The following is a 15,704-nucleotide window of genomic DNA, read 5'->3' as shown; positions in this document are numbered from 1 at the left end:
TAATATATGAGTTCAGACGTACCCGAACCGACCGACGTAGAGGCACGGGCGATCGAAAACGTCCGCATCGAAGACGAGATGGAGCAGAGCTACATCGACTACGCGATGTCCGTCATCGCGGGGCGTGCCCTCCCGGACGTCCGAGACGGCCTCAAGCCGGTCCACCGGCGCATCCTGTATGCGATGCACGAGATGGGTGTCTCGAGTGGCTCGAGCCACCGCAAATCCTCCTCGATCGTCGGGGAGACGATGGGTGACTACCACCCACACGGCGACAGCGCGATCTACGACACGCTCGTCCGGATGGCCCAGGATTTCTCGATGCGCTACCCGCTCGTCGACGGGCAGGGGAACTTCGGTTCCATGGACGGCGACCCGGCCGCCGCGCCCCGATACACTGAGGCGCGGATGGCCGCCGTCTCCGAGGAGTTGCTCGAGGATATCGCCAAGGACACGGTCGACTTCTCGGCGAACTACGACGACCGCCTGCAAGAACCCGACGTCCTGCCGGCGGCGTTTCCGAACCTGCTGGTGAACGGCTCCTCGGGGATTGCCGTCGGGATGAGCACGAACATCCCGCCGCACAACCTCGGTGAGGTGATCGACGCGACGATCGAACTCATCGACAACCCCGACGCGACCGTCGAGGATCTGATGGACCACGTTAAGGGTCCCGACTTCCCGACGGGCGCGAACATCGTCGGTCGCGACGCCATCTACTCGGCGTACAAGACCGGGCGCGGGCGCATCCGCGTGCGCGCCGAGTTCGAGGTCGAAGAGTGGAAAAACGGCCGCGAACGCATCGTTATCACCGAACTTCCATACCAGGCCAACAAGGCCCGGATGGTCGAGCGGATCGCCGAAAACGTCACCGACGGCGAAATCGAGGGGATCTCCGACCTACGCGACGAGTCCGACCGCGACGGCGTCCGCATCGTCGTCGAGTGCAAACGTGGCGCGAACGTCGAGGTCGTCAAGAACAAACTGCTCGAGAACCACCTCGAGAAGACCTTCGGCGTCATCAACCTCGCGCTGGTCGACGGCCAGCCACGGGTACTTTCGCTGCGAGAGACACTCGAGGAGTACGTTTCCCACCGCCGTGAGGTCGTCCGCCGACGCAGCGAGTACGACCTCGAGGAAGCAGAAGACAGAGCTCACATCCTCGAAGGGCGGCTGACGGCCGTCGAGAACGCCGACGACGTCGTCGAACTGATCCGCAACAGTGAGGATCGGTCGGCCGCGAAAACGGCTCTCCAGGGCGCATATGACTTCTCGCAGGCCCAGGCAGAACACATCGTCCGGATGCAACTGGGCAGTCTCACCTCGATGGAGACGGCCGAGATCGAAGCCGAGTACGAGGACGTCCAGGCCGAGATCGAACGTCTGACGACGATTCTCGAGAGCGAGCAGGAACTGCTCGCGGTCATCAAAGACGAACTCCGCGAAATCAAAGCCGAGTACGGGGACGACCGTCGAACCTCGATTATCGAGGACCAGGGAACGGTCACCCACGAGGATCTCATCCCGGAAGAAGAGGTGTTTGTCGTCATGACCGAAGACGACTACGTCAAGCGGATGCCGATTGACCAGTTCGATTCCCAGGGGCGGGGTGGCAAAGGAATCATCGGCGCGGACGTCAAAGACGACGACCGCGTGACGACGGTGTTCCGGGCGAACACCCACGACTACCTGCTTTGCTTTACCAACCAGGGCAAGGTCTACCAGCTCAAGACCTACGAGATTCCCGAGATGGGCCGGACCGCGCGCGGCAAATCGGCGGTCAACATCCTCGATCTCGACACTGACGAGGACATCACAGCGATCGTGGACACCGACGCCTTCGGCGACGGCGAGTACGTGACGATGGCGACCCGGAACGGGTACGTCAAACGAACGGCTGGCTCGGAGTTCGACAACATCCGCTCGACCGGGATCATCGCCGCCGATCTCGAGGCGGGTGACGAACTCATCGACGTCGAGGTCACTGACGGCTCACAGGATCTGGTCGTCGCGACCGAAGGCGGGATGACGATCCGCTTCGACGAGAGCGAAGTTCGCTCGATGGGGCGCAACGCCCGCGGTGTCAACGGGATCAAACTCGAGGGCGACGACGCGGTTGCCGGACTGGTTGCCACTGACGAAGACGACGAGCGGGCGTTGCTCACCGTGACCCGGAACGGGTACGGCAAGCGCACGCGCCTCTCGGCGTATCGCACCCAGTCACGCTACGGCAAGGGACTGATCGACATCAAAACGGGCGACCGAAACGGGCCGGTGACGGCCGTCAAAGCCGTTGCCGACGACGACGAACTCGTGATGATGAGCGAGCGCGGCCAGATCGTCCGCACGCGTGTCGACGAAATCTCGACGGTTGGCCGCAACACCATGGGCGTGATCGTCATGGACGTCGACGACGGCGACGCGGTCGCAAGCGTCGACGAGATTCCGGCGGCCACGACAATCGACGCCGACGAGAACTGACCACGGCCACGCGGTCCGTTTTGATCGGGTCGTATCGACACCAGCAGACGAGTCGATACCTACAGACAGAACGCGGCTCATATCAGTCGATACGAGCGGAGATGGGACGGATCGCCAGCGGCGAACGCGCGTTCAGTGTGCCGGTTCTTCGGCAGGCGCGACCATGTCGTCGATACGCAGGATGAGGATGTTGTTCGTGTCGTCTTTGCCGTCGACACGGCCTTCGATGACGAGCTTCGAGAGCGGTGTCGGGCCGACAACGATCGAGTCGTCCTCGTGGATCTCTCCCATCGACCCCTGCATATGGATCTCTGCACGGCAGAGTTCGGGATGATGAACGCTCGAGAGATCGATTTCTTCGACGATGACGTCGTTTACTGGCTCGCCTTCGTGCTCGAGTGGGACGGAGGCCGGATCGTCCATCTGCTGGATCTCGAGGGCCTCGTAGGCCGCTGCAGTCGGCTTGTAGCCACCTTTGGGGCCGGGTACGCCTTCGACCAGCTGCAGGGCTTTGAGACTCTGCATCTGGTTGCGGATCGTGCCGGGGTTCCGGTCGACCTGTTCGGCGATATCCTCACCTTTGATTGCAGATTCAGATTCCTTGTGAAGATTCGTCAGTGCGCGGAGGATTTTCTTCTGGCTGGGGGTAAGTTCGATGGATGACATACTATGATATTCGTAGTTGATTTCCTTAAACCCGACGGGTGTGCCGGGCTGTTTCGCTAGGATTTTGATGTTTAAGACGGCGATAGTAAGGCGTTTTGCTTCGCTACCTGTCAGTGAGTTCGTATCCGTTTGTATCGGTTGTTCATTCTGTCGGCTGTAACTGTGTCCCGACACGACCGCACGAGGTTCGTGCTCGCACCGGATATGACCCTCAGCTGACGGTCTCAGACTGGGACGAGCCAGCCCTCGAGGACGAGGTCGACGAGGACGTCCTCGAGGAAGAACATGAGGACGAAGCCGCTAACGAACGTCGCCGTGTTCGTCCGACTCAGGACGGCTTCGGCGTCGAAGCGAATGAGTTCGGCGACCTCGAGGAGCACCTGTGCGATTGCCCCGACGGCGACCGCATAGAACAACATGGCAAGCAGCGGTGTGTTAGCGAAGCTACCGACCCAGCCACCGAGGATAACGGGGGCACCGGCGATGACGCCCATCGCGGCGAAATGACGCAGCGGCGGGGTCTCCGTCTCGCGGGCGACAGCGGCGACGATGGTCGGCCCCTCCATGACGTTGTGCATGACAAACGCCAGGACGAGCAACATCACGAGTGTCGCATCCCCCTGCACGTAGGCGACACCGATCCCGAGCCCCTCGCCGATGCTGTGAAGCCCCAACGCGATCGCGACGAGGTAGGCGATATGGAGGCCACTCTTTCCGTGGCTTGCCATCTTGTGCTGTCGCCACGTGCTGGCGACGTACATCACCGTGAACGTCCCACCGACGCCGACGACGGCCACCGTTGCCGAAACGAGCGTCCTGTCGACTGCAGCGCCGTACTCGACGATCTCTCCAACCATCTCGAAGGCGATAAACACGAGAACACCGGCGGCAAGCGCCATGAAGGCGTGGAGATATCGTGGATCGAGATCGCGGATGAACGGAAACCAGAGCATGCCGATCGCGACCGGAACGAGTCCCGCAATCGCGCCGATGATCGTCACCATCCAGACGATCTCGATGGTGCTTGCACTGTCGACTGATGCAAGGTCACTGAACGGGGACGTGACATACAACAGAGCAAAGACAACGGTGAGAACTGCCACTGGACCGACAGCGAGTAGCCACCGTGGGAGGTCGTCGACCGACAATCTCGTCATGAACTACGACCACCCCGAGAGGTGGGAAGTCGAGCCGTCATTGACCAATGATTAGGGCCGTCTAAACTTATACCTTATTCACTGATCGACGGCGAGAGCAACTCAACATTCAGTCGCCAACGGAGTTCCTGCCCAAATCGACTGTCTCGTTACTACTGTTCGATCTCTGCTGGGGCAGCGACACGAACGTGGTGTGCGACGGATTCGGGCAGCGACACGGTACCGTCACGGTCGCTCGATCGTGCGGTGACCATTCCAAAGGGTGCAACCTCGATAATCTCGAGTTCGACACCGGGTTCGACGCCGTGGTCGGCGAGATACGAAAGTACCTCCGCATCACGGTCGGCGACTTCCTCGACGATCACGACGTCGCCTTCCTCGAACTCGGTGACGGACTCGCCATCAGGTCGTTCCGGTGGCTCGAGGTCGGCACTGGGGATCGGCGAGCCGTGGGGGTCGACCGTCGGCTGGTCGAGTGCATCCGCCACGCGAGCCTCGAAGTTCTCGCTGATATGGTGTTCGAGCCGGTCGGCCTCCTCGTGGACCTCTGCCCAGTCGTAATCGAGATGTTCCGTGAGGTACGCCTCGAGCAGTCGGTGATGGCGGATCACCTCGAGGGCGACGGTTTCACCCTCTCCAGTCAGGGTGACACCGCGGTACTTCTCGCGGTCGACGAGCCCACGATCCTCGAGTTTGTCGAGCATGCTCGTGACCGTCGGCGACGTGACGTCTAGTTCCTCGGCGATCGCCGACGTTTTGATCCGCTCGTCGGTCTCTCGCTGAAGCTGATAGATCGCCTTGAGATAGTCTTCCATCACGTCGCTCAGCATCATCGTACACTTGATTTAGCCCCATCTAACCCTAAATCTGTCGTTCACTCGACCACCACGATCAAACCGACTCGTGTTGTAGCGTCCGTATGAGACAAACTGTTAGCATCATCGGTGCGCCGATGGACTATGGAGCCGATCGTCGCGGCGTCGACATGGGACCGTCGGCCATCCGGTATGCAGGGCTGGCCGATGGCCTGTCGCGTGCAGGCGTCGACCCGGTTGATTCGGGTGATCTATCGATCCCACGGGCAGAAGAACGCGATCCGGACGTCGAGCAGCCGAGTCGGGGCACCGCGAAATTCCTCCGGGAAGTCGAAGACGTCTGTACGCGGCTGGCCGATCGAGTTGAAACAGCCCTCGAGGACGATGCGTTCCCACTGGTCTTGGGCGGCGACCACTCGGTCGCGATCGGCTCGATGCAGGGTGCATCCCGGGACGCGGATCTCGGTGCGGTCTGGTTCGATGCCCACGCCGACCTGAACACGCCCGAGACATCTCCCAGCGGAAACGTTCACGGAATGCCCCTTGCGGCGATACTCGGACGCGGTGTGTTCGAGGAGTTGGAGTGGGCCTCGGCACCGCGCGTCCAGGCGGAATCGATCGCGTACGTCGGCCTCCGAAGTATCGACGAACGCGAGCGCGACCTGCTCCGGGACAGCGAGATGACCGCCTTCACGATGGCCGACATCGACGACCGGGGGATGACGTCAGTCGTCGAGGACGCCTTGGACGTCGCAACCAACACCACCGACGGCGTTCATATCAGTCTCGACTTGGACTGGCTCGACCCCCGAACTGCACCCGGTGTCGGAACGCCCGTTCGTGGTGGCGTCACCTACCGAGAGGCCCACGCCGCCCTCGAGACCGTCTCCCGTCGCCACGAGACGGATGGCATCCTCCGGTCGATGGATGTCGTCGAGGTGAACCCGATTCTGGATGAGGGCAACGAGACAGCGACACTCGCGGCCGAACTCGCGGCGAGTACGTTCGGCAAGCGGATTCTCTGATTCGAACCGTTCCCCGCTCACTGAACGAACCCGCGGGAATCATGTGGGGTGTAAACATAAAACATATGGCTACGCGTTCCAACACCTTTGTATCGTAGTGTTTCTACATGCTAGGTATGACTGAGAACGTCGTCGTACTCGGAGCCGGTTATGCTGGTGCTGGTACGGTCAAGAAACTCCAGTCGGAGCTCGGGGGCAACGTGCGGCTCACGTGGATCGCGGACGTCGACTATCATCTGGTTCTTCACGAGTCACACCGCGTGATCCGTGACCCCAGCGTTCGTTCCGATATCACGTTCCCGACTCATCAAATCGCGGATCCGTCGACTCGGCTCATCCAGGACGAAGTGACCGGCCTCGACGTCGACGAGCAAGTTGTCGAACTCGCCGACACTGACGACGTCGAGTACGATTACGTCCTCGTCGGCCTCGGCAGCCAGACCGCCTACTACGGTATCCCTGGCCTCGAGGAACATTCATTGACGCTGAAAAGTCTCGACGACGCACTCGAGATCCACGATGCGGTCAAGCAGGCCAGTCAGGACGCCACCCGCGGCGAGCCCGCACAGGTCGTCATCGGCGGCGCAGGGCTTTCGGGCATCCAGACCGCCGGCGAGGTCGCGGAGTTCCGCGACACCCACCGCGCACCGATCGAGATCCACCTCGTCGAAGCCCTCGACGAAATCTTCCCCGGCAACGATCCGGAGTGCCAGCAGGCCCTGCGTGACCTGCTCGAGGACGCCGGCGTTCGGATCCATACGGACGACCCGATCACCGAAGCCACCGAAGACGTCATCGAGTTCGACGAAGGCGAACCGCTCGAACACGACGTGTTCGTCTGGACCGGCGGGATCACGGGCCGTGACGCGCTCGACGACGCCGACCTTGAGAAAGAACACAACCGCGTCAATACGAAAGCCAACTTCCAGACCACCAACGAACGCGTCTTCGCGATCGGCGACTCAGCGATCATCGACCAGGGTGACCAGCCCGCACCGCCGACCGCACAGGCTGCCTGGCAGGCCGCAGAAGTCGCCGGCGAGAACATCGCCCGCGCCATCGAAAACCGCCCGCTCAAGACCTGGGAACACGACGACAAGGGGACCGTCATCTCCGTCGGCGACGAAGCGATTGCCCACGACGTCGATATGTTGCCCGTCGATACGTTCGGCGGCTTCGCCGCGAAGAACCTCAAAAAAGCGATCGCCGCCCGCTGGATCGCAGACATCACGTCCTGGAACGAAGCCCGTAAGTGCTGGTCGTCGCTGTAAGTCGACAACCCCCCACTAGCTCCGATCAAACGCCGATTGCTCGAGCCGAACGTGGTTTTTACGTGTTGTCTCGAGGAGCGTCGCTGCTGTCATCTCTACTGTCACTAACGCTGGGCCACCTCGTGGGCACGTCGCCGTTAGTCGCGTTTCTCATCACTGCCCATCAGTTTCGTCCGCTCCCATCGGCTCGGCCGGGACGCCTGCAACCGTCGTGTTCGGCGGGACGTCGCGTGTCACGAGTGAGTTCGCCGCGACGCGTGCATCCGCGCCGATTTCGACGCCCGGAAGCACGATCGCCCCGGCACCGATCATTGCCCGCTCGCCGATTCGAACCTCACCCGTCCGATACTCGTCCTGGAGGAACTCGTGACAGAGAATCGTCGCGTCGTAGCCGACAAGCGCCTCCGCTTCGATCGTGATCAGTTCGGGCCAGAAGACGTCCGGCGTGGCCTCGAGGCCCCACGAAACCCCGGGGCCGACGGTGACGCCGAGCCGTCGTAACAGCCAGCGTTTGAGCCGGAGACTCGGCGAGATTCGGACGAGCCAGATAACGAGATAGGAGATCGCCACCCGAACGGGGCTTCGAGCGCTCGGCCAGCCAGAAAGGGAGTTGCCCGGCCCCGGTGTCGGATGCCGTCGAATGCGGTCGTGGCGGGACGGTGTCTCGTCGGTCACTGTCGGGGAATACGACCTATCACTACATGAAACCGACCGGTCGAGATGGCGACTCGAGCAGACGGCACCGATAGAAACGCCACTCTCGAGACCGCGACGCGAGCGACGTTATCTCGCCTCGACCACCGCGTCGTCGGCCGTCCGCTCGCGAAGGCGGCCAACTTGCTGGCGGAAGGCATCACTCGAGACCGCACAGCGATAGGCCGGTTTGTACATCATGTTCTCGCCGCCGGCACGGACGTCCCACGCGCTCGCGACCGACTCGCGCAGATAGTACTGTGCGCGTTCGTTGCCCGGCTTGACGCAGTACGTAGAGAGCTGGATTGGATGGCGATCGAACAGCCCGCCGGGCTCGCGTCCATCGACGAGAACGACCGGTTTGCCGAGATAGCACTCGCCATCGCTGGCACGTTTCGTGTGGGCGTTTTCGGGGTGGGCCTCGAGAATCGCCTCTCGTTCGTCGCGATCCATCTCGGGTGTGACGACGTCGACGCGATCGACCGTCATATAACCGATCAGGTAGCGATGGGCGCGGTCGCCATTGGGTCGTCGCAGGCCAGCATAGAAGCCGACGATATCTCCCGGCTCGAGCGCCCGAAGCCTCGAGACGTAGCCGCTGGTGCGGTGTTCGCCGTAGGTCAGGGCCGCAAAGTTCGGATCGCGATGGAGTGGCCAGGACTCGAGTTCGTCGCCGGAAACAGTTCTGTCAGTATCGCCGATCGGCTGGGGCGTGATCCGGCTTGTGAGCGACGCCGCAGTTTCCTCGCTTGCACGGAGCTCCCACGAGCCGAGGGTCGCGGTCTCGTCCGTCGCTCGAGTTTTCTCGGGGATCGGCACGTACTCGAAGCACCCATCGTCGTACAGCGGGGCGAGTGCCCCGAGGTTCGTGCTGTCGGCACCGACGCCGGCGAGGACGACCGTCATTACTCCGTTGTCTGGCGGGACGGGACCTAAAGCCGCCGATCCAGGGGCTCTTGTAGTGGATAGATTGGGCCTTGAAGACGCTCAAGTCGCTCTTGTCGGTCTACAGGAGCGGGTAGAATTCCCACGGCAATCTCGAGTGAGCGTAAACCGTCGCGTGTGTTTAAGCGGTCATCGTTTCGTGTTTCCAGCAAGATGAGGGAGTTGCCATTTCTCAACGATGATACTGCCGTCTCTCCGGTTATCGGGGTCGTCTTACTGGTCGGTATCTCAGTGATCATGATGACGCGCGTTGGCTCCGTCGTGTTGAGCCAGGGCGGGCTGGTCCAGCAGACGCCTGACGTGGAGGTCGTCTACGATCAAACCGGGGACAACGTCACAGTGACCGTTGTCTCACTCATCGGTCCTTCAACCGTCGCCGCAGAGGACCTCGATATTCGCGTTGATGGTGACGAGGTCTGTGATACCTGGGACAGTTCTGGTGGCCTCGAGGTCGGGGATGAACTCGTGGTGACGAAGTATGGAGATAGCTGTACCGACCTCGATCTCGAGGAGGTAGATTCGCTCGATGTCGTGATGGATGGGAATGGACAGTCGGAACTGCTCAGTTCTTATGAGGTGATAGGAACAGATGAAACAGGAGAGAGCGAAGAGAGTGGCGAAGAGAGCGAAGAGAGTGAAACTGATATTCCTGCGTTCAAAAGTCTATCCGTTACAGTTAACGAACACCATTCACAGGAGAACCCTGACGAGGTCGTTATCGATTGGGAGGTCACGAACGCAGAAGATGCTGACTCCATCCATATCAGTACGAGTTCAGGCCATACTGGTTCAGAAAATGTAGATACTGATGATGTATACAAAATCGAACCTCGTGGCTATGCTGAATTCGACTTTGATGTCACTGTCGATATCAACGGCGGAGAGCAATGTGAATTGACGTTCGAGGAAGGGGGTACACAAACCCTCGCAGATTGCAAATAACCCGAGAATAGCGGATTTAAATCGAAGTTCTATATTATAGAATCGCTGCTAAATCATTATCATCTTTTGTTTCGACTGAAACTATAGTCTCGATATCAAAATGGACCGCTCGAGTACACAGTTACTTATTTATCTAACGACATTAATTGATTGGTCACATTTAGCCGATACACATTGTTAATGCTGGCCACCAAACATGCGACTGAACCGATCAGAAACGTGGGATCCACAGCGACGGCAGTTCGAGTCAGCGGTCGACGATCGGAGCGAGATCGTCACGCCGACCACCCCTGCAAAGCTTGTTGGCCAGATCGAATTATACCGAAAGCGAGAATTGGATTTTCGGCAGGCTCAGGGAGTTGAAGCTCCAGTATTTGAACATCTAGATAACATTGTGTGGGATCGCCAAGGTACCGCTTCGCGGCACCTCATGCTCCCAATTTTGCGACGCAAAATATGGGACCGCCGAGAATTGAACTCGGGTCCTACGGACCCCATCCGCAGAGGATACCACTACCCCACGGTCCCGTACGTCATCCGACGGCTGTCTGCTGTTTAAGCGTGTCGTTTCACAGCGAGTGCGTGACGGCGTCGCGTATCGAACGCACCCGTTGTCGAGTTACACCAGCACGCGCTCGAGTGAGACCACCGTCCCCTGGTCGGCCTCCGGATCGCCGACCAGCGTCCCGAGACAGACGGCAGCCCCGTTGGGCGTATAACAGGCGAGCAAGTCCCCAGTGGCGACGTCGTCGTCGACCTCGAGGACACCCGGCGCGTACACCGGCGCACCGTTTGCGACCTCGCGAGCGGCGTTCTCGGCGATTGTGACGCTCGGGATGTCCTCGAGGATCCGTTCTGCCGGATCGACGATTTCGAAGAGTGGCTCGGGGTCGTCGTCCTCGAGCCAGAACGCGAGCGCATCGAGGAACTCGTAGGCGCTGTGGAGATCGGTGTCGTCGAAGGGCGTGGTCGCCGTCCGGCGGAGATGACCCATATGACCGCCAGTACCGAGTGCAAGCCCCAGGTCGTGACAGAGTTTGCGGACGTAGGTCCCACTCTCACAGCGAATCCGGAGAAGGACTTGTCGGTCGTCAGTCTCGAGGATCTCGAGATCGTACAGTTCGCGTACGCGCAGGCGGCGCGACACCGCGCTCTTGCGCGGCGGCTTCTGGTAGATCGGGCCCTCGAACTCGGCGATAACGGACTCGGCATCGACCGGGACCGGTGCGTGACACTCGAGGACGGACACGTACTCCTTGGAACCCTCGAGAAAGACCTGGGCAAGCCGGGTTGCCTCGCCGAGCATCACGGGGAGACAGCCGGTGACCTTTGGATCGAGCGTACCCGCGTGCGCCGCCTGATCGATCGAGACGTCAGCGCCGCGCTCGGACAATGTGTCGGAAACGGCGTCTCGTAGCCAGCCACTGACCTGGTGCGACGAGGGACCGGGTGGCTTATCGAGGTTGACGACACCGAAGGTAAGCAGTTCAGCGGGCGTCCGGTCGTCGGGTGGACCACGGAGACGAGAGTGTTGAGTCATCGGCGTTAGAACTCGTAGTCGATTGGGACGATCGTCTGTCCTTCGTCACCGTCGGTATCGTACTCTCCGACGGCAGTCACGAGCATATCAAGAACGGCATCGGGCTCCCAGCGAGCCGTGTTTACCGAGAGATCGTAGATCGTCAGATCCTGAATGTCGATCCCGTAGTACTCCTGGTACCGCTTTGCCTCACTGGCTTCGCGGGCCTGTGTTTCCTCGGTTGCTCGCTTGGGGTCTTTCCCCTCGCGCTCGGCGATCCGTTCGCCACGAACCCGTGGTGGGGAATCGAGCCAGAAGCGAAAATCAGCCTGCTCGCCGGCCAGCCAGCCGGCTAGTCGAGACTCGAGGACAAGATCGTCTTGCTCGACGGCGATACGCCGGAGTCGCCGGTCGAGGTCACGGTCGATCTGGTCGTTTTCTTCGGCCAGTTTGTTGAACTCGAGTGGTGTATACCCGCGTTCGTCGGCCAACTCCCGAAAGATGTCACCGCCACTGATATGATCGAGATCAAATGTGTCGGCGAGCAACTCCGCAGTGGTGCTCTTCCCGCTTCCCGGCGGGCCGGAGACGGTGAGTAACATATTCGAACTGCGCGACGGCCGGTAAAATGGGTTTTGAATCGATCGACGGATCAACGCCGTCTCGATGCGCGGGCCTGCGGTCGAAACCGCGTCCCTCACGGAACGGCTGTGATTGCGAATAAAGACGCGATAGCGAGGGTTTCAGGCCGTTGACGGCGTCATATCGATGTTCAACGCCTTGCGCAAGAGCTGCGTAAAGCCCATCGAGCAGAGGAAATACCAGACAATCCAGGCCTGCATCGGGCCGATCAGTCCCGCACTCCAGCTCGTTTCACCGACAATCGGCATGATGATCGTGGCTTCCTCGCCCGTGATGCCGACACTCTGAATCTTCCAGTACATCCAGAGGAACAACGGGATGGTAAGCAGCATGATCCAGACCATCGGACGGAACTGCTCTTTGAACATCCCGAGGTTCTCCGCCATCGCCTCCATCTGCTCTTCACGAACCTCCTCGAGTTCGTCGTCGAGGCGCTCGATTTCGGCCTCGCTAGCGCCGCGCTCCTCGGCTTCTTCTTTGCGCTCGCGGACGTCCTTTTGCTTCTCCTGCATCGCCTGCATCCGTTCCTGATACTTGCCCATGATCTCGGGATTCATCAGGTTCGCCTGCAGCAGCGTCGAGTACAGCCCGGTCAACAATGCGACGGACAGAATCACGGCATAAAATGGTAGTGCAGTATCGAGCGGGGACAGGACGATATTGAGTGTCCCACCCACCGTATTTCGGACGGGATCGAGCCAGTAGCCGAACATCAACAACAGCGCGCCCACGCCGGCCAATTTGTCCCACTGTGACCACTGGGAGGCTTCGGAATCGACGTCGACGTCGGTGTCGTAGCTTTCCCCGTCGCCGTCACCGTCGAGGGCCGCGTCATAGGCCTCGCGATCGGCGATCTCGAATCCCTCGTCGCCGTCGACCAGTACGCCCTTTTCGATCAGTCGACCCCACTGTCCACTCGACAGGTCATCGTTGACGTCGGCCCACTGGACCTCGCCCCCGTTCCTGTCGGCTTCCTCGCGGATCGCCTCGAGGGCGTCGCCCATCGAGGAATCCTCACGAACGAGGTCGGTGATCTTCTCCGCTGTACGAGTCATCTGCTTGGGGCTAGGGCACGTTCGGTATACAAGTGTTTATCTTCGGTTGCCATACGACAACCGACACTCTTTCGCTAGAGCCACGAGCTACTGCAGGCTTTGCTCGCAAACCCTGTCAGCGCCCGCTGGTATGGCGTATATGAGATCGCTGGTTGGCATACATGAGATCGATCGTGAATTCGCCTGCACTCGAATAAGATCGAACGGGCCAGTTATCGACTCACCAAACAAGAGACGTATAGTAGAGCCAAAACATACGCGGCTGTGAAGTGTTCATTTGACCGATTGTATTATTACGATGAGTATCTAAAGAGAATATATGGGCGCACCACGCGGGACCGAATCGACACTGTTGTCTGGGAGGGGCCAGTCGACGCTGATCGGGATCGTCCTGCTGCTCGGCATGGTTGCGATCGGTAGTCTCGGAATTTTTTTTGTTGCTAGTGATATGTTGACTGACGTTGAGCAGGAATCCGAACACGACCGTGTTGAACAGGGATTTATCGAGTTGAGCCAGCAAATGACAGCAGTAGCCACAAACGGCGATACCTCTCGATCACTGAATCTTGACACAGGAGAGAGTGGTGCAGTTGTAATGACTAACACAGGGAATATCCACATTCATGGTGGCGAAGTTGATGACAATATTTCGATTGGTGCGATCGAATATGAGGGTGAGGATGGTACTAAAATAGCTTATCAGGCAGGTGGTGTGTTCCGTGAGACAATGAATCAGACACAGGTCAAATCTGCACCACCTATTCATTATGAGGACGAGACGCTATCATTTCCAGTTGTAGAAATTGACGACCAGGGTGATCTCGGTTCAGGTGACGTGACTCTGACACAGACGAACACTGAACGGGTCAGTAGTCCAAGCACAATTAAAAACGATGTAGTTACAATTAACGTAACAAGTCAGTACTACCTCGGTTGGAAGCAGTATTTCGAAAATCAGGCAGGAGAAAATGCAATCGGTTCCCATGGGGAGATTAATAAAACACACGGTTATGTGGAAGTCAAGTTAGGTTATACCGAAATTGAGGGCGTATTTGACCACGCTGTTGTGGCTAATGAAGATATTGTTACTAAGGGAAATTCAGATATTGAAGGGAGTAGTTTAGTTGCTGATATCGATTCGATTAACGAGATAATTGAAGATATGCTAGACTATGACGAGTCTAAATTCAAGAATATTGATGAGAATATCAATAATAACCAAGTTTCTTCTGGATACTATTATGCTGAAGATGGACTTGATACAGATAAAAATGATATATCTGAATTAAATTTATCAAATGGAAATATTACGATTGTTATTGACGGCGACATGGATATCAGTGGCCCCATTAAGGTTGTCGGGTGGGAAGGAACCGAAAATGAAGTTCAAATATATACAAACGGAGATCTTGAGTTAAATGACGGAATATGTGTGGGAGAATGTGTATACTCTCCTGGAGAAAGTGGTAATGAACCAGATCAGTCTCTAATCAATTCAGATAGATTACAACTGTATGGCAAGTCTGATTTCGAAATGTCGATGAAGGGGAATGCGCACTACGAAGGGATTATTTATGCACCAGGAGAGTCTTCGATAAATAGCAACAGTGGCACACAGGCGATCTACGGTTCAGTTGTCATTGGTGTCTTAGATATACGTGGAACAGTTGATATTGTTCATGATGAAGGACTCTCTAAATTCGAGCCTCGAGTAAGATCTAGTGGCCAACTCCCACCGGACATTACGTACTTACACGTTGTCAAGCACGATCTCAGTCTTGAAAAGAACTGAACAAGTTCACTGAGACTCCATCAGAAGACACTGAAAACAGCTAGGAATTGTTACGCCGCGTCTTCGATCGTCGCCTTCACGTCTTCCCAGACCTCGTCGGGTGCCTGCTCACCCTCGACACGCTCGAGCACACCCGCATCCTCGTAATACTCGATCACGGGCTCGGTATTATCACGGAACACGCGCAGTCGCTCTTTGACGGTTTCCTCGGTGTCGTCGTCGCGCTGCTCGAGGCGTGCCTCGACCTCGGGGTCCTCTGGTGGGTTGTACTCGACGTGGTAGATATCGCCCGTCTCGGGGTCCATCCGTCGGCCGGTCAGTCGGTGGATGAGTTCCTCCTCGCCGACGTCGAGGTAGAGGACGACATCGAGGTCGGTCATGTCCTGGAGTTCCTCGGCCTGCTCTAAGTTCCGTGGGTAGCCGTCGAGCACGAAGCCGTCGGCCTGGTTGAGCGCTTCGTCCACGATGGCGTTGACGACCGCGTCGGGGACGAGTTCGCCCTGGTCCATGTACTCCCGTGGCGTGTCGTACTCCGTGTCCATGTCGGAGATGTCCATGTCCTTGTTCGCGCGGAGTGCATCACCGGTGGTGATATGGTCGACATCGAACTCGTCGGTAATGTTTGCGCTCTGGGTCCCTTTTCCTGCCCCGGGTGCACCCAGGATCAGAATTCGTGGCTGTGCCATATCCCACCGTTCACC

The 15,704-nt window shown here is 58.6% G+C and carries 15 protein-coding genes and 1 tRNA gene; 5 read left to right on the top strand and 11 right to left on the bottom strand.

Annotation, left to right across the window (positions count from 1 at the left end):
* The first annotated feature begins 6 nt into the window (after window positions 1-6).
* The gene (gyrA, locus tag BW940_RS05500; protein ID WP_076608204.1) at window positions 7-2,481 is read left to right on the top strand and encodes a DNA gyrase subunit A; all 2,475 of its coding nucleotides are present in this window, start codon (window positions 7-9) and stop codon (window positions 2,479-2,481) included.
* A 132-nt stretch (window positions 2,482-2,613) separates the two neighbouring features.
* On the opposite strand, the gene BW940_RS05495 is transcribed toward gyrA, so the two are convergent.
* From BW940_RS05495 to BW940_RS05485, 3 genes are all read right to left on the bottom strand, one after another.
* The gene (locus tag BW940_RS05495) at window positions 2,614-3,147 is read right to left on the bottom strand and encodes an Rrf2 family transcriptional regulator (RefSeq protein ID WP_076608203.1); all 534 of its coding nucleotides are present in this window, start codon (window positions 3,145-3,147) and stop codon (window positions 2,614-2,616) included.
* A 224-nt stretch (window positions 3,148-3,371) separates the two neighbouring features.
* Entirely contained in the window at window positions 3,372-4,304 is a 933-nt protein-coding gene (locus BW940_RS05490; protein WP_076608202.1) for a ZIP family metal transporter, read from the bottom strand.
* 152 nt (window positions 4,305-4,456) lie between these two features.
* Window positions 4,457-5,137: a metal-dependent transcriptional regulator gene (locus tag BW940_RS05485; protein ID WP_076608201.1), complete on the bottom strand. Its 681-nt coding sequence runs from the start codon at window positions 5,135-5,137 to the stop codon at window positions 4,457-4,459.
* Between the two features lie 86 nt (window positions 5,138-5,223).
* Here BW940_RS05485 and rocF point away from each other — a divergent pair, with 86 nt between their 5' ends.
* On the top strand, window positions 5,224-6,144 hold the full coding sequence (gene rocF / locus BW940_RS05480; protein WP_076608200.1) for an arginase: 921 nt from the start codon (window positions 5,224-5,226) through the stop codon (window positions 6,142-6,144).
* Window positions 6,145-6,260: 116 nt separating this feature from the next.
* The gene (locus BW940_RS05475) at window positions 6,261-7,415 is read left to right on the top strand and encodes an NAD(P)/FAD-dependent oxidoreductase (RefSeq protein WP_076608199.1); all 1,155 of its coding nucleotides are present in this window, start codon (window positions 6,261-6,263) and stop codon (window positions 7,413-7,415) included.
* Window positions 7,416-7,568: 153 nt separating this feature from the next.
* Here the strand turns inward: BW940_RS05475 and BW940_RS05470 are convergent, their stop codons facing one another.
* Window positions 7,569-8,090, bottom strand: coding sequence for an acyltransferase (locus tag BW940_RS05470; protein ID WP_076608198.1), 522 nt, complete (start codon window positions 8,088-8,090; stop codon window positions 7,569-7,571).
* Between the two features lie 108 nt (window positions 8,091-8,198).
* The gene (locus BW940_RS05465) at window positions 8,199-9,014 is read right to left on the bottom strand and encodes an Nmad3 family putative nucleotide modification protein (RefSeq protein ID WP_076608197.1); all 816 of its coding nucleotides are present in this window, start codon (window positions 9,012-9,014) and stop codon (window positions 8,199-8,201) included.
* A gap of 192 nt (window positions 9,015-9,206) precedes the next feature.
* Between BW940_RS05465 and BW940_RS05460 the strand changes: the two genes are divergently transcribed.
* Complete coding sequence (locus tag BW940_RS05460; RefSeq protein WP_076608196.1) at window positions 9,207-9,995, top strand: type IV pilin domain-containing protein; 789 nt, start codon at window positions 9,207-9,209, stop codon at window positions 9,993-9,995.
* 177 nt (window positions 9,996-10,172) lie between these two features.
* Here BW940_RS05460 and BW940_RS22655 read toward each other — a convergent pair whose 3' ends face one another.
* From BW940_RS22655 to BW940_RS05440, 5 genes are all read right to left on the bottom strand, one after another.
* The gene (locus BW940_RS22655; RefSeq protein WP_449406674.1) at window positions 10,173-10,274 is read right to left on the bottom strand and encodes a DUF7563 family protein; all 102 of its coding nucleotides are present in this window, start codon (window positions 10,272-10,274) and stop codon (window positions 10,173-10,175) included.
* A 178-nt stretch (window positions 10,275-10,452) separates the two neighbouring features.
* Window positions 10,453-10,523, bottom strand: a tRNA-Pro gene (locus tag BW940_RS05455).
* Between the two features lie 91 nt (window positions 10,524-10,614).
* A complete protein-coding gene (locus tag BW940_RS05450; protein ID WP_076608195.1) occupies window positions 10,615-11,535 on the bottom strand; it encodes an RNA-guided pseudouridylation complex pseudouridine synthase subunit Cbf5 in 921 nt (306 codons plus the stop codon).
* A 5-nt stretch (window positions 11,536-11,540) separates the two neighbouring features.
* Window positions 11,541-12,116: a (d)CMP kinase gene (gene cmk / locus BW940_RS05445; protein ID WP_076608194.1), complete on the bottom strand. Its 576-nt coding sequence runs from the start codon at window positions 12,114-12,116 to the stop codon at window positions 11,541-11,543.
* Window positions 12,117-12,257: 141 nt separating this feature from the next.
* Window positions 12,258-13,211, bottom strand: coding sequence for a DUF106 domain-containing protein (locus tag BW940_RS05440; protein WP_076608193.1), 954 nt, complete (start codon window positions 13,209-13,211; stop codon window positions 12,258-12,260).
* Between the two features lie 319 nt (window positions 13,212-13,530).
* On the opposite strand from BW940_RS05440, the gene BW940_RS05435 reads away from it, so the two are divergent.
* Window positions 13,531-15,003: a DUF7289 family protein gene (locus BW940_RS05435; RefSeq protein WP_076608192.1), complete on the top strand. Its 1,473-nt coding sequence runs from the start codon at window positions 13,531-13,533 to the stop codon at window positions 15,001-15,003.
* Window positions 15,004-15,053: 50 nt separating this feature from the next.
* Here the strand turns inward: BW940_RS05435 and BW940_RS05430 are convergent, their stop codons facing one another.
* Window positions 15,054-15,689: an adenylate kinase gene (locus tag BW940_RS05430; RefSeq protein WP_076608191.1), complete on the bottom strand. Its 636-nt coding sequence runs from the start codon at window positions 15,687-15,689 to the stop codon at window positions 15,054-15,056.
* Between the last annotated feature and the right edge of the window lie 15 nt (window positions 15,690-15,704).

It is taken from the genome of Natronorubrum thiooxidans (assembly GCF_900156475.1).
In the GTDB taxonomy this organism is placed as follows: domain Archaea; phylum Halobacteriota; class Halobacteria; order Halobacteriales; family Natrialbaceae; genus Natronorubrum; species Natronorubrum thiooxidans.
This window is presented reverse-complemented; position numbering and strand designations above follow the sequence as displayed.

What these genes read in the sequence shown, in the direction of transcription:
- BW940_RS05490 (WP_076608202.1), bottom strand. Translation starts at nt 4,304, where the DNA reads ATGACGAGATTGTCGGTCGACGACCTCCCACGGTGGCTACTCGCTGTC.
- gyrA (WP_076608204.1), top strand. Translation starts at nt 7, where the DNA reads ATGAGTTCAGACGTACCCGAACCGACCGACGTAGAGGCACGGGCGATC.
- rocF (WP_076608200.1), top strand. Translation starts at nt 5,224, where the DNA reads ATGAGACAAACTGTTAGCATCATCGGTGCGCCGATGGACTATGGAGCC.
- BW940_RS05485 (WP_076608201.1), bottom strand. Translation starts at nt 5,137, where the DNA reads ATGATGCTGAGCGACGTGATGGAAGACTATCTCAAGGCGATCTATCAG.
- BW940_RS05435 (WP_076608192.1), top strand. Translation starts at nt 13,531, where the DNA reads ATGGGCGCACCACGCGGGACCGAATCGACACTGTTGTCTGGGAGGGGC.
- BW940_RS05430 (WP_076608191.1), bottom strand. Translation starts at nt 15,689, where the DNA reads ATGGCACAGCCACGAATTCTGATCCTGGGTGCACCCGGGGCAGGAAAA.
- cmk (WP_076608194.1), bottom strand. Translation starts at nt 12,116, where the DNA reads ATGTTACTCACCGTCTCCGGCCCGCCGGGAAGCGGGAAGAGCACCACT.
- BW940_RS05440 (WP_076608193.1), bottom strand. Translation starts at nt 13,211, where the DNA reads ATGACTCGTACAGCGGAGAAGATCACCGACCTCGTTCGTGAGGATTCC.
- BW940_RS05465 (WP_076608197.1), bottom strand. Translation starts at nt 9,014, where the DNA reads ATGACGGTCGTCCTCGCCGGCGTCGGTGCCGACAGCACGAACCTCGGG.
- BW940_RS05460 (WP_076608196.1), top strand. Translation starts at nt 9,207, where the DNA reads ATGAGGGAGTTGCCATTTCTCAACGATGATACTGCCGTCTCTCCGGTT.
- BW940_RS05475 (WP_076608199.1), top strand. Translation starts at nt 6,261, where the DNA reads ATGACTGAGAACGTCGTCGTACTCGGAGCCGGTTATGCTGGTGCTGGT.
- BW940_RS05495 (WP_076608203.1), bottom strand. Translation starts at nt 3,147, where the DNA reads ATGTCATCCATCGAACTTACCCCCAGCCAGAAGAAAATCCTCCGCGCA.
- BW940_RS05450 (WP_076608195.1), bottom strand. Translation starts at nt 11,535, where the DNA reads ATGACTCAACACTCTCGTCTCCGTGGTCCACCCGACGACCGGACGCCC.